The 12,734-nt window shown below is 60.6% G+C and carries 16 protein-coding genes; 13 read left to right on the top strand and 3 right to left on the bottom strand.

Annotated elements, in window-relative coordinates:
• Positions 1-14: 14 nt before the first annotated feature.
• The 13 genes from paaA (at position 15) to paaY (ending at position 11,217) form a co-directional block, all read left to right on the top strand.
• Positions 15-944 (top strand): 1,2-phenylacetyl-CoA epoxidase subunit PaaA, encoded by a 930-nt coding sequence (gene paaA / locus OQV00_RS14225; protein WP_004861291.1) that lies wholly within the window; start codon positions 15-17, stop codon positions 942-944.
• Between the two features lie 11 nt (positions 945-955).
• Complete coding sequence (paaB, locus tag OQV00_RS14220) at positions 956-1,243, top strand: 1,2-phenylacetyl-CoA epoxidase subunit PaaB (protein ID WP_004861295.1); 288 nt, start codon at positions 956-958, stop codon at positions 1,241-1,243.
• Positions 1,244-1,250: 7 nt separating this feature from the next.
• Positions 1,251-2,006: a 1,2-phenylacetyl-CoA epoxidase subunit PaaC gene (paaC, locus tag OQV00_RS14215; protein ID WP_032717349.1), complete on the top strand. Its 756-nt coding sequence runs from the start codon at positions 1,251-1,253 to the stop codon at positions 2,004-2,006.
• A gap of 12 nt (positions 2,007-2,018) precedes the next feature.
• Positions 2,019-2,516, top strand: coding sequence for a 1,2-phenylacetyl-CoA epoxidase subunit PaaD (gene paaD, locus OQV00_RS14210; RefSeq protein WP_266278786.1), 498 nt, complete (start codon positions 2,019-2,021; stop codon positions 2,514-2,516).
• A 7-nt stretch (positions 2,517-2,523) separates the two neighbouring features.
• Entirely contained in the window at positions 2,524-3,594 is a 1,071-nt protein-coding gene (paaE, locus tag OQV00_RS14205) for a 1,2-phenylacetyl-CoA epoxidase subunit PaaE (RefSeq protein ID WP_004861305.1), read from the top strand.
• A complete protein-coding gene (gene paaF, locus OQV00_RS14200) occupies positions 3,591-4,358 on the top strand; it encodes a 2,3-dehydroadipyl-CoA hydratase PaaF (protein ID WP_004861307.1) in 768 nt (255 codons plus the stop codon). The genes paaE and paaF overlap by 4 nt, the downstream gene beginning before the upstream one ends.
• 2 nt (positions 4,359-4,360) lie before the next feature.
• Positions 4,361-5,149: a 2-(1,2-epoxy-1,2-dihydrophenyl)acetyl-CoA isomerase PaaG gene (gene paaG, locus OQV00_RS14195; protein ID WP_004861311.1), complete on the top strand. Its 789-nt coding sequence runs from the start codon at positions 4,361-4,363 to the stop codon at positions 5,147-5,149.
• A 3-nt stretch (positions 5,150-5,152) separates the two neighbouring features.
• Positions 5,153-6,595, top strand: coding sequence for a 3-hydroxyacyl-CoA dehydrogenase PaaH (gene paaH, locus OQV00_RS14190; RefSeq protein WP_015584466.1), 1,443 nt, complete (start codon positions 5,153-5,155; stop codon positions 6,593-6,595).
• Positions 6,585-7,007, top strand: coding sequence for a hydroxyphenylacetyl-CoA thioesterase PaaI (paaI, locus tag OQV00_RS14185; protein ID WP_004861316.1), 423 nt, complete (start codon positions 6,585-6,587; stop codon positions 7,005-7,007). Before paaH ends, paaI begins: the two co-directional genes overlap by 11 nt.
• Entirely contained in the window at positions 7,007-8,212 is a 1,206-nt protein-coding gene (gene pcaF, locus OQV00_RS14180) for a 3-oxoadipyl-CoA thiolase (protein ID WP_064357113.1), read from the top strand. The genes paaI and pcaF overlap by 1 nt, the downstream gene beginning before the upstream one ends.
• 26 nt (positions 8,213-8,238) lie before the next feature.
• Complete coding sequence (paaK, locus tag OQV00_RS14175) at positions 8,239-9,555, top strand: phenylacetate--CoA ligase PaaK (RefSeq protein WP_004861319.1); 1,317 nt, start codon at positions 8,239-8,241, stop codon at positions 9,553-9,555.
• Positions 9,556-9,684: 129 nt separating this feature from the next.
• A complete protein-coding gene (gene paaX, locus OQV00_RS14170; RefSeq protein ID WP_004861322.1) occupies positions 9,685-10,611 on the top strand; it encodes a phenylacetic acid degradation operon negative regulatory protein PaaX in 927 nt (308 codons plus the stop codon).
• A 9-nt stretch (positions 10,612-10,620) separates the two neighbouring features.
• Positions 10,621-11,217, top strand: coding sequence for a phenylacetic acid degradation protein PaaY (paaY, locus tag OQV00_RS14165; RefSeq protein ID WP_004861325.1), 597 nt, complete (start codon positions 10,621-10,623; stop codon positions 11,215-11,217).
• A 24-nt stretch (positions 11,218-11,241) separates the two neighbouring features.
• Here paaY and nadS read toward each other — a convergent pair whose 3' ends face one another.
• The 3 genes from nadS to azoR form a co-directional block, all read right to left on the bottom strand.
• Positions 11,242-11,526: a NadS family protein gene (nadS, locus tag OQV00_RS14160; protein WP_004861327.1), complete on the bottom strand. Its 285-nt coding sequence runs from the start codon at positions 11,524-11,526 to the stop codon at positions 11,242-11,244.
• Position 11,527: 1 nt separating this feature from the next.
• Positions 11,528-11,860, bottom strand: a complete 333-nt coding sequence (locus tag OQV00_RS14155) for a type II toxin-antitoxin system RelE/ParE family toxin (RefSeq protein WP_032717354.1) — start codon at positions 11,858-11,860, stop codon at positions 11,528-11,530.
• A gap of 242 nt (positions 11,861-12,102) precedes the next feature.
• Positions 12,103-12,708, bottom strand: coding sequence for an FMN-dependent NADH-azoreductase (gene azoR, locus OQV00_RS14150; RefSeq protein WP_004861333.1), 606 nt, complete (start codon positions 12,706-12,708; stop codon positions 12,103-12,105).
• Between the last annotated feature and the right edge of the window lie 26 nt (positions 12,709-12,734).

The following is a 12,734-nucleotide window of genomic DNA, read 5'->3' as shown; positions in this document are numbered from 1 at the left end:
ATAAAGGTGATGACGTGACAGAAGAACAACGCTTTGACCAGCGTATCGCGCAGGATACGGCCATCGAACCGCAGGACTGGATGCCGGATGCCTACCGCAAGACGCTGATCCGTCAGATTGGCCAGCACGCGCACTCGGAAATTGTCGGCATGCTGCCGGAAGGCAACTGGATTACCCGCGCGCCGACGCTGCGCCGGAAGGCAATTCTGCTGGCGAAGGTGCAGGATGAGGCCGGACACGGCCTGTATCTGTATAGCGCGGCGGAGACGCTCGGCTGCGCCCGGGAAGATCTGTATCAGAAGATGCTCGACGGGCAGATGAAATACTCCTCGATCTTTAACTATCCGACGCTGAGCTGGGCTGATATCGGCGTGATCGGCTGGCTGGTCGACGGCGCCGCTATCGTCAACCAGGTGGCGCTGTGCCGCACATCTTACGGCCCCTATGCCCGGGCGATGGTCAAAATCTGCAAAGAGGAGAGCTTTCACCAGCGTCAGGGGTTCGAAGCCTGCATGGCGCTGGCCGAAGGCAGCGAAGCCCAGCGTCAGATGTTGCAGGATGCGATTAACCGCTTCTGGTGGCCGGCCCTGATGATGTTTGGCCCGAGCGACGATAACTCGCCGAACAGCGCGCGCAGTATGGCGTGGAAAATCAAACTGCACTCCAACGACGAACTGCGTCAGCGCTTTGTCGATAACACCGTACCGCAGGTCGCGATCCTCGGCATGACCGTGCCGGACGCCGATTTGCAGCTGGATGAAACGACCGGGCACTACCGTTTTGGCGCAATCAACTGGCAGGAACTGAATGAAGTGATTAACGGGCGCGGCATTTGTAACCACGAACGCCTGGCCGCCAAGCGTAAAGCCTGGGAAGAGGGGGCATGGGTGCGGGAAGCCGCGCTGGCGCATGCGCAAAAACAACACGCCCGCGACGCGGCATAAGGAGAAGCATGATGAGCAACGTTTACTGGCCGTTATATGAAGTATTTGTTCGCAGCAAGCAGGGGTTATCCCATCGTCACGTCGGCAGTCTGCATGCCGCCGATGACCAGATGGCGTTAGAAAATGCCCGCGATGTCTACACCCGTCGCAGCGAAGGCTGCTCCCTGTGGGTGGTGAAAGCCAGCCAGATCGTCGCATCCCAGCCGGAAGAACGCGGCGAGTTTTTTGATCCGGCGGAGAGCAAAGTCTATCGCCATCCGACTTTCTACAGCGTGCCTGACGGCATGGAACATATGTGAGGCAACGATGAACAACCTGAATCCCGTTGCAACCTATGCGCTACGTCTCGGCGATAACGGCCTGGTGCTGGCCCAGCGCTTAGGCGCGTGGTGCGGCCATGCCCCGGAGCTGGAAATTGACCTCGCGCTGGCCAATATTGGCCTCGATCTGCTGGGTCAGGCGCGCAACTTCCTCAGCTATGCGGCTGAGCTGGCGGGGAGCGGCGATGAAGATACCCTGGCCTACGGTCGGGATGAACGTCAGTACGGCAATCTCCTGCTGGTGGAACAGCCGAACGGCAACTTTGCCGACACCATCGCCCGTCAGTTCTTTATCGATGCCTGGCACGTGGCGCTGTTTACCCGGCTGGTTAACAGTCGTGATGCGCAAATTGCCGCCATCGCCGCCAAGGGGCTTAAAGAAGTGCGCTACCACCTGCGCTTCAGCCGCGGCTGGCTGGAGCGTCTGGGCAACGGCACCGAGGTGTCGGCGCAGAAAATGCAGCAGGCGGTCGATGGTCTGTGGCGCTTTACCGGGGAGCTGTTCCTCGCCGACGCGCTGGAGCTTGCCCTTGTCGAGCAGGGTATCGCCGTTGACCCCCGCGACCTGCAGGCGGAGTGGCAGAGTACGGTTCACACCGCGCTGCTTGACGCCGGGCTGCAGATCCCGCAAGAGGCGGCGTTTCGCCACGGCGGTAAACAGGGACTGCACAGTGAACATCTCGGGCCGTTGCTGGCGGAAATGCAGTATCTGCAACGCGCTTATCCCGGTCAGCAGTGGTAACAGGAGGTGGCTATGCAACGTCTCGCCGATATCGCACCCGCAGAAGTCCATGCTATCTGGGCGCTGTTAAGTGAGATCCCCGATCCGGAAGTGCCGGTGCTGACCATTACCGATCTTGGCATGGTGCGCAGCGTGGCGCCGCATGGCGAAGGCTGGGTGATTGGCTTTACGCCGACCTACTCGGGCTGCCCGGCGACCGAGCATCTGCTGGGGGAGATTCGCGCGACGATGGCTCGCCACGGCTATACGCCGGTGCATGTTGTCCTGCAGCTTGACCCGCCGTGGACCACCGACTGGATGAACCAGGATGCCCGCGAGCGTCTGCGCCAGTACGGCATCAGCCCGCCGCAGGGGCACGCCTGCCATGCCGGTCTTCCACAGGAGGTGGTATGCCCGCGCTGCGGCAGCATTCACACCACGCCGATCAGTGAATTCGGTTCGACGGCCTGTAAAGCGCTTTATCGCTGCGACAGCTGCCGTGAACCCTTTGATTACTTTAAATGTATTTGAGGTTGCCATGACGACGTTTCATTCGCTTACCGTCGCGAAAGTGGAGCCGGAAACCCGCGATGCGGTAACCATTACCTTTGCGATTCCCGACGCGCTACAGGCGGAGTATGCCTTCCGCCCGGGCCAGCACCTGACCGTGAAAGCCCGCCTCGGCGGGGAAGAGCTTCGCCGCTGCTACTCCATCTGTCGCAGCCGCTCGCCGGCAGAAATCAGCGTGGCGGTCAAAGCCATCGACGGCGGGCGTTTCTCCCGCTATGCGCAGAGCGATATCTGCCAGGGGATGGTGCTGGACGTGATGGTGCCGCAGGGGCACTTCGGCTACCAGCCGCAGGCCGGGCGCGAGGCTGACTATCTGGCGATTGCCGCCGGATCCGGTATCACGCCGATGATGGCGATTATTGGCGCCACGCTGGCCACCGAAGCGAATAGTCGCTTCACCCTGATTTATGGCAACCGCAGCAGCAGCAGCATGATGTTCCGTCAGGCGCTGGCGGATTTAAAAGACCGCTACCCGCAGCGGCTGCAGGTGGTGCATCTGTTCAGCCAGGAGTCGATGGACAGCGATTTGCTGCAGGGGCGCATTGATGGCGAAAAACTGCACGCGCTCTCCGTCAGGCTGCTCGATTTCAGCCGCTTCGACGAGGCCTTTATTTGCGGTCCGGCGGTGATGATGGATGAAGCCGAAACGGCGCTGCGCGAGCTGGGGATGGCGGAAAACCGGATTCATCTCGAGCGCTTTAATACGCCCGGAAGCAGCGTTAAACGCGCCACCGGCGTGCAGGCTGAAGGCCGCACCGTCACGATTCGTCAGGACGGCCGCGATCGGCAGATTGCCCTCACCGCGGAAGATGACAGCATTCTGGATGCGGCGCTGCGCCAGGGGGCGGATTTGCCCTTCGCCTGTAAAGGCGGCGTCTGCGCCACCTGCAAATGTAAAGTGCTGCGCGGTGAAGTGGCGATGGCGGCCAACTACAGCCTGGAAGCGGACGAACTGGCTGCCGGATATGTCCTGAGCTGCCAGGCGCTGCCGACCAGCGGCGATGTGGTGGTGGACTTTGACGCAAGGGGAATGGCATGAGCGATCTGCTGATAACCCGTCACCAGCGGGTCCTGCTGCTGACCCTCAATCGCCCGCAGGCGCGAAATGCCTTGAATAACGCGCTGCTGACGCAGATTGCCGACGCCCTGGACGCGGCGGCGTCTGACCCGGATATCCGTGCCTGCGTGATCGGCGGCAACCGCCGTTTCTTTGCCGCCGGCGCCGACCTGAACGAAATGGCGGAAAAAGACCTGCCTGCCACGATGGATGATATTCGCCCACGTCTGTGGGCGCGGATTGATGCTTTTCCGAAGCCGCTGATCGCCGCTGTCAACGGCTACGCCCTTGGCGCGGGCTGCGAGCTGGCGCTGCTCTGCGACCTGGTGGTGGCGGGCGATAACGCGCGCTTCGGCCTGCCGGAAATCACTCTCGGTATTATGCCCGGCGCCGGAGGCACCCAGCGTCTGATCCGCTGCGTAGGGAAAGCGCTGGCCAGCCGGATGGTGCTGAGCGGTGAAAGTATTGATGCGCAGCGGGCGCAACAGGCCGGTCTGGTGAGCGAGATCGCCCCGGCGCTGTTGACCGACGAATATGCCCTGAAGCTGGCGGCGACCATCGCCGGCCATTCGCCGCTGGCGCTGCGTGCGGCGAAACAGTCGCTGCGCCAGGCGCAGGAAGTGAGCCTTCAGGCCGGTCTTCAACAGGAGCGCCAGCTGTTTACGCTGCTGAGCGCCACCGACGATCGCCGCGAAGGTATTGCCGCCTTCTTACAAAAACGAACCCCGGAATTTAAAGGACGCTAATCGTGGACGCTTTTATTCTCAGCGAAGTAGAACAGGGTGTGATGACGATTACCCTTAACCGCCCGGATCGTCTTAATAGCTTTAACGACCTTATGCATCAGCAGCTGGCGGCCTGTCTGACTCAGGCCGAGCGCGATGAGAACGTGCGCTGTCTGCTGATTACCGGTGCCGGCCGCGGTTTTTGCGCCGGCCAGGATTTAAATGATCGAAACGTCGACCCCAGCGGCCCGGCGCCGGATCTGGGCCTGTCCGTTGAGCGTTTCTATAACCCGCTGGTGCGCCGTCTGGCGGCGCTGCCGAAGCCGGTCATTGCCGCGGTGAACGGCGTGGCGGCTGGCGCGGGCGCCACCCTCGCGCTGGGCTGCGATATTGTCCTCGCCGCGCGGTCGGCGAATTTTGTGATGGCCTTCAGCAAGCTGGGGCTGGTCCCCGACTGCGGCGGTAGCTGGTTCCTGCCGCGGGTGGCCGGGCGCGCCCGGGCAATGGGGCTGGCGCTGCTGGGTGAGAAGCTCAGCGCCGAACAGGCCGCTCAGTGGGGGATGATCTGGCAACTGGTGGAGGACGCCGAACTGGCCGATACCAGTCGTCAGCTGGCCCGCCATCTGGCGACGCAGCCGACCTTCGGTCTGGGGCTTATCAAAAAAGCGCTCCAGGCCTCGGAGACCAACGGCCTCGATGCGCAGCTGGATCTTGAGCGCGATTATCAGCGTCTGGCCGGACGCAGCGATGACTATCGGGAAGGCGTCAGTGCCTTCCTGGCGAAGCGTCCTCCACAGTTCAGCGGGAAATAGACCATGAGCCAAACACTGCAAACCGTCGCCGTGATCGGCGCGGGCACCATGGGGGCCGGCATTGCGGAAGTGGCCGCTGCGGCCGGACATCCGGTTCTGCTCTACGATATCGCCGCCGAGGCGCTGACCCGCGCCGTGGAAGGTATTCGTCAGCGTCTGGCCGCCCGCGTGGCGCGCGGCAAGCTGACGGCGGATCAGGCGGATGCGCTTGTCGCCCGCCTTGTGCCGGTCACCGAGTTAGCCGCGCTGTCCGACGCCTGGCTGGTGATTGAAGCGGCGTCAGAGCGCCCGGATGTCAAAAAAGCGCTTTTCAACCAGCTGGCGGCGATCTGCTCCCCGTCAACGCTGCTGACCAGCAATACCTCATCGATCTCGATTACCGCCATTGCCGCCGATGTCAGGCACCCTGAGCGGGTGGCCGGGCTGCACTTCTTTAACCCCGCGCCGGTGATGAAACTGGTCGAGGTGGTGAGCGGCCTGGCGACATCGCCGGAAGTGGTTGAACAGCTGTGCCGGTGCGTGACGGCATGGGGAAAACAGCCGGTACGCTGCCGTTCGACGCCGGGGTTTATCGTTAACCGCGTGGCGCGGCCGTTCTATGCCGAAGCGTGGCGGGCGCTGGAGGAGCAGGTGGCTCCCCCGGCGGTGATTGATGCCGCGCTGCGCGACGGCGGCGGTTTCCCGATGGGGCCGCTGGCGTTGACCGACCTGATTGGTCAGGACGTCAACTTCGCCGTGACCTGTTCGGTCTTTAACGCGTTCTGGCAGGACCGCCGTTTTCTGCCGTCGCTGGTGCAGCAGGAGCTGGCGCTGGCCGGGCGTTTAGGCAAGAAGAGTGGACAGGGCGTCTATCGCTGGCCCATTGAGAGCGCATCGGTGCCGGCGCTGGCCGCCGTGGCTGAGACTCGCGGGGCCAAAACCGTCTGCACGACAGGTGACAGTGTCACCGGAAGGGTAGCGATCGCGCTGGACGATGTGCGACTGCTGGAAACGGAAGGTGAAACCGCCCAGGCGCTGAGCGTGCGGTATGGCTGTCCGGTAGTGGTGTATGACTATTGCGCGGGTGACACCGTGGTTCTGGCAACGGCGGCGACGAACCCGGCGTCGGCGACCGACAAAGCGGTGCGCTATTTCCAGCAGCAGGGCAAGAAAGTGCTGCTGATTGCCGATTATCCTGGTCTGCTGGTCTGGCGTACCCTCGCCATGTTGATTAATGAAGCCCTCGACGCGGTGCAAAAAGGGGTCGCCAGCCCGGAAGATATCGATACCGCGATGCGCCTGGGCGTCAACTACCCGCATGGCCCGCTGGCGTGGGGCGAATCTCTGGGCTGGCAGCGCGTGCTGCGCCTGCTGGAGAACCTGCAACAGCACTATGGCGAAGAGCGTTATCGCCCCGGTTCCTTACTGCGCCAGAAGGCGCTTGTGGAGAAGCGTAATGAGCAATGAGGCCTGGCGCAACGCGCGCGCGATGTACGAAAAAGATACCTGCGCCAGAACCCTGGGCATCGAGATTATTGAAATGGATGACGGCTATGCGCAGATGAGCATGACCGTCTCGTCAGCCATGCTTAACGGCCATCAGACCTGTCACGGCGGGCAACTGTTTTCGCTGGCCGACACCGCATTTGCCTATGCCTGTAACAGCCAGGGGCTGGCGGCGGTGGCTTCTGCCGCCAGTATCGACTTCCTGCGTCCGGCCTTTGCCGGCGACCGGCTGGTCGCCACGGCACGGGTGAAGCAGCAGGGGAAACTGACCGGCGTCTACGACATTGAAATCGTTAATCAACAACAAAAGATTGTGGCCCTGTTTCGCGGCAAATCGCACCGCATCGGCGGCACAATTACGGGAGAAGTCTGATGCGTGACGCCTTTATCTGTGATGGGATTCGTACGCCGATTGGTCGTTACGGCGGGGCGCTGGCCAGCGTCCGCGCCGATGATTTAGCCGCCATTCCGCTGCGAGAGTTGCTGAGCCGTAATCCGGGTCTCGATCCATCGGCTATCGATGATGTGATTTTCGGCTGCGCGAACCAGGCCGGGGAAGATAACCGCAACGTGGCGCATATGGCGACGCTGTTGGCGGGCTACCCGCAGAGCGTCTCCGGCACCACCATCAACCGGCTGTGTGGTTCCGGCCTGGATGCGGTCGGCTTTGCCGCACGCGCCATCAAAGCCGGGGATGCGGATCTGATGATTGCCGGCGGCGTGGAATCGATGTCGCGGGCGCCGTTTGTGATGGGCAAAGCCAGCGCGCCGTTCCAGCGTCAGGCCGAGCTGTTTGATACCACCATCGGCTGGCGTTTTGTGAACCCGCTCATGCAGCAGCAATTTGGCACTGACAGTATGCCGGAAACGGCAGAGAATGTAGCTGAGTTGTTAAATATCAGCCGGGCCGATCAGGATGCCTTCGCTTTTCGCAGCCAGCAGCTGACGGCGAAAGCGCAGCGGGCGGGGATTCTGGCGCAGGAAATCGTGCCGGTACAGATTATTGGCAAGAAAGGGGCGGTGAGCGCGGTTCGCGAGGATGAACACCCGCGTGCCGAGACCACCCTTGAACAGCTGGCGGGATTAAAAACGCCCTTTCGCAAAGGCGGCGTGGTCACCGCCGGAAACGCCTCCGGGGTGAACGATGGCGCCGCTGCGCTGATTATCGCCAGCGAACAGCAGGCGCGGGCGCAGGGGTTAACCCCACGCGCACGAATTGTGGCGATGGCGACCGCGGGCGTGGAGCCAAAGTTTATGGGGCTGGGGCCGGTGCCGGCGGTACGCAAAGTGCTGGAACGCGCCGGACTGAATATTAACGATATGGATGTTATCGAACTGAACGAAGCCTTTGCTGCACAGGCCCTGGGCGTCCTCAGGCAGCTGGGTCTGGCGGACGATGCTGAGCATGTTAACCCCAACGGCGGGGCTATCGCCTTAGGTCATCCATTGGGCATGAGCGGCGCGCGGCTGGCATTGAGCGCCAGCCTGGAGCTGCAGCGACGGAACGGGCGCTATGCGCTGTGTACGATGTGTATTGGCGTGGGTCAGGGCATTGCCATGATCCTTGAGCGAGTGTGAGCGACTTTACCTGCGAGTACCCTAAAATGATAACTAATACAAAATTAGATCCGATTGAAACTGCTTCTCGTGACGAATTACACGCTTTGCAAACCCAGCGCCTGAAATGGACGCTGAAACATGCCTATGACAATGTGCCGATGTACCGGCGTAAATTTGATGCGGCGGGCGTCCATCCTGACGATTTTCGCGAACTGAGCGACCTGAGCAAGTTCCCGTGTACCACCAAACAGGATCTGCGCGATAACTATCCGTTTGATACCTTTGCGGTACCGATGGAACAAATTGTGCGTATTCATGCCTCTTCCGGTACCACCGGCAAACCGACGGTGGTGGGCTATACGCAAAATGATATCGACACCTGGGCCAACATCGTTGCCCGTTCGCTGCGCGCCGCCGGCGGTACGGCAAAAGATAAAATTCATGTCGCCTACGGCTACGGGCTGTTCACCGGCGGTCTCGGCGCCCACTACGGCGCAGAGCGCCTGGGGGCCACGGTGATCCCGATGTCCGGCGGCCAGACGGAAAAACAGGCGCAGCTGATCCGCGATTTTCAGCCGGACATGATCATGGTGACACCGTCCTACTGCCTGAATCTGATTGAAGAGCTGGAACGCCAGATGGGCGGCGACGCCAGCGGCTGCTCGCTGCGGGTCGGCGTCTTCGGCGCCGAGCCGTGGACGCTGGCGATGCGGGGAGAGATTGAGCGTCGCCTGGGGATCTCCGCGCTGGATATTTACGGCTTGTCGGAAGTGATGGGGCCGGGGGTGGCGATGGAGTGTCTGGAAACCGCCGACGGCCCGACTATCTGGGAAGATCACTTCTTCCCGGAAGTGGTTAACCCCAACGACGGTACGCCGCTGGCGGATGGCGAACACGGCGAGCTGCTGTTTACCACGCTGACCAAAGAGGCGCTGCCGGTGATTCGTTACCGTACCCGCGATCTGACCCGTCTGCTGCCGGGCACCGCACGCACCATGCGCCGGATGGATCGCATCAGCGGGCGCAGCGACGATATGCTGATTATTCGCGGGGTAAACGTCTTCCCGTCGCAGCTGGAAGAGGAGATCCTTAAAGTCGAGCATCTGTCGCCGCACTATCAGCTGGAAGTCAATCGTCGCGGCCATCTTGATTCACTTTCTGTTCGCGTCGAGCTGAAAGAGAGCAGCTTGTCGTTGAGTCATGAACAGCGCTGCCAGATCTGCCATCAGCTGCGCCACCGTATTAAGTCGATGGTCGGGATTTCGACGGATATTAGCATCGTCAACTGCGGCAGTATCCCTCGTTCGGAAGGTAAGGCCTGCCGCGTCTCCGACCTGCGCAAAATCGTCGCCAACGGTTAAGCCGCGACGTCCCGGCGGCGGCTTGCGCCCGACCGGGGATCCAGACCCGATCCCCGGTTAGCCTGCGCTACCGGGGATTTTCCTGTGCTATGATTCAGAAAGGACAACAATAACAACAGAATGAATCAAATGAGTAAACTCGATACTTTTATTCAACAGGCGGTCGAAGCGATGCCTGTCAGCGGCACTTCGCTGATTGCCTCGCTGTACGGAGATTCATTGCTACAACGCGGTGGTGAAGTGTGGCTCGGCAGCGTGGCCGCGCTGCTGGAAGGGCTGGGTTTTGGCGAACGGTTCGTGCGCACGGCGCTGTTCCGGCTGAACAAAGAGGAGTGGCTGGATGTGGTGCGCATCGGCCGACGCAGTTTCTATCGTCTGAGCGACAAAGGGCTGCGCCTGACGCGCCGGGCGGAGCATAAAATCTACCGCGCCAGCGCGCCGGAATGGGACGGGACCTGGCTGCTGCTGCTGTCGGAAGGGCTGGAGAAAAATCAGCTGGCGGAAGTGAAAAAGCAGCTGCTGTGGCAAGGCTTTGGCGCTCTGGCACCGAGTCTGCTCGCCTCGCCGTCGCAAAAAATGGCGGATGTTCAGTCGCTGCTGCACGAAGCGGGCGTGGCGGAAAACGTGATCTGTTTTGAAGCCCATTCGCCATTGGCGCTCTCCCAGGCGGCGCTGCGCGCCCGGGTTGAAGAGTGCTGGCATTTGACCGAGCAGAACACGATGTACGACACCTTTATTGCTCTGTTTCGCCCGCTGCTACCGCTATTGCGCGATGCGGATGCCGACGAATTAACGCCGCAACGTTGCTTTCAGATCCAGCTGCTGCTGATCCATTTCTATCGTCGCGTGGTGCTCAAAGATCCGCTGTTACCGGAGGAGCTCCTGCCTGCGCACTGGGCCGGCCAAACCGCGCGCCAGCTGTGCATCAATATTTACCAGCGGGTGGCACCGGGCGCGCTGACCTTCGTCGGCGAAAAAGGGGAAAGCTCGGTGGGGGAACTGCCTGCACCGGGGCCGCTCTATTATCAGCGTTTTGGCGGTTTGCCAGGCGCCTAAGGAGGCTTGATGCCGATTTATCAGATTGACGGTATGACCCCCGTTGTACCGGATGAAAGCTATGTGCATCCCACGGCGGTGCTGATTGGCGACGTGATCCTCGGGAAAGGCGTCTACGTCGGCCCTAACGCCAGCCTGCGCGGTGATTTCGGGCGCATCGTGGTGAAAGATGGCGCCAACATTCAGGATAACTGCGTGATGCACGGCTTTCCCGGCCAGGATACGGTGGTCGAAGAGGACGGGCATATCGGTCACGGGGCGATCCTTCACGGCTGCGTTATCGGCCGCAACGCGCTGGTGGGGATGAGCGCGGTGATTATCGACGGCGCAACGATTGGCGAAAACAGCATCGTCGGCGCCTCGGCGTTCGTTAAGGCTAAAGCCGAGATGCCGGCCAACCATCTGATCGTCGGCAGCCCGGCGAAGGCCATTCGCACCCTGAGCGAACAGGAGATCGCGTGGAAAAAGCAGGGGACGCGGGAGTATCAGGCGCTGGTCGAGCGCTGCCAGCAAACGCTGCATCAGGTAGAGCCGCTGAAAGAGGTGGAGCCGCAGAGAAAGCGGCTGGAGTTTGATGAAAGCCTGCGGCCGAAATCATCATCCTGAACCAGAGCCCCTGGCTTCGAGGGCCTAATATTTAGCCAGCTCGCGAAAAAGTGCCGGGTTCGCCTGAATCGCCGCCAGCACTTTTGCCGCGAGTCCCGTTGGGTTACGTCGTCTGGACTCCCAGCTTTTAATGGTATCCACGCTGGTTCCCAGCGCTTGCGCCATTTCCGTCTGGGAAACGTTCAGCTGCGCGCGAATGGCTTTTACGTCAGCGATCTCATAGCGAGTCACGCGGGCCGGGGCTTTATCGCCATTTTTGATATCAACGGCTTCTTTGAGGGACGTTTGAAGCTCATCAAAAAAACGCATGTCACACCTCATTTTTCAGTAGGTTAGCTAGTTTTTTGAGCCGGGATTTTTCTGCATCGGTGAGATTATCTTTGGTGCTTTTCGGGTACGCCAAAACCAGATAGATAATCTCAGCGGTGGCGAGGAAATAAATCACCCTCGCGCTGCCGCTTTTCCCCTGAGCGCCGGTCGCCATCCTGATTTTCCGTAGTCCACCCGTATTCTGGATGATATCCCCGGCATCCGGATTGCCAATGAGTTCTTTCTGCAGCGCCCGAAGCTCATCGTCAGTCGCAAGCTGTTTTATCTGCCGGGTAAACAGCGGCGTTTCGATAAATTCAATCGCACAGCACATGAGTACGCTCCTTGCTAAAGTACCATGTACACCTGAGCGTGTACATGGTACCTATCGATGATTTTTCAACATGTTGTCAGGTCAGGCCCGGAGGTCGGAGACAGCTGGCCGCAGGCCGTGAGCGCTATCGTATACGTTGGAGGATTTACAGGCAGAATGGGCTGCTGATTTTACGAGGCGTCTCGTAAGGTGGGTGACGGGGAGAAGAAACTCCCACCGGGCGGTGGGAGTGACAATCTAAATTACGCTGCAACCACGCTATCGATGGCCGCTTTGGCATCGGACTGCGCTTTGGCCGCGACTTCCGGACCGTAAGCAATGCCTTCTGCGAAGACAAAGTTCACATCGGTGATACCGATGAAGCCGAGGAAGGTAGACAGGTACGGCGTCACCAGATCGGTCGGGGTATCTTTATGGATACCGCCACGGCTGGTCAGCACGACCGCACGTTTACCGGTAACCAGACCTTCTGGTCCTTTTTCGGTGTAGCGGAAGGTCACACCGGCGCGAGCCACCAGGTCGAAGTAGTTTTTCAGCTGAGTCGGGATGTTGAAGTTGTACATCGGCGCGGCGATAACAATCACGTCATTAGCCTGCAATTCAGCGATCAGCTCGTCGGACAGCGCCAGCGCTTCCTGCTGACGCGGCGTCAGCGGCGCATCGCTCGGACGCAGAGCACCAACCAGTTCACCATCCAGTACCGGAATCGGATTGGCTGCCAGGTCACGCACGGTGATAACATCTTCAGCGTGCTGTTCACGCCATTGTTCAACAAAATAGTCGGACAGCTGACCGGATTGTGAGTACCCTGCCAGAATACTGGATTTCAGTACTAATACTTTGCTCATGGGTGTTTCCTTATATGAGGTTGACG

It is taken from the genome of Klebsiella sp. DY2415, assembly GCF_026314315.1.
Taxonomy (GTDB): domain Bacteria; phylum Pseudomonadota; class Gammaproteobacteria; order Enterobacterales; family Enterobacteriaceae; genus Klebsiella; species Klebsiella ornithinolytica.
This window is presented reverse-complemented; position numbering and strand designations above follow the sequence as displayed.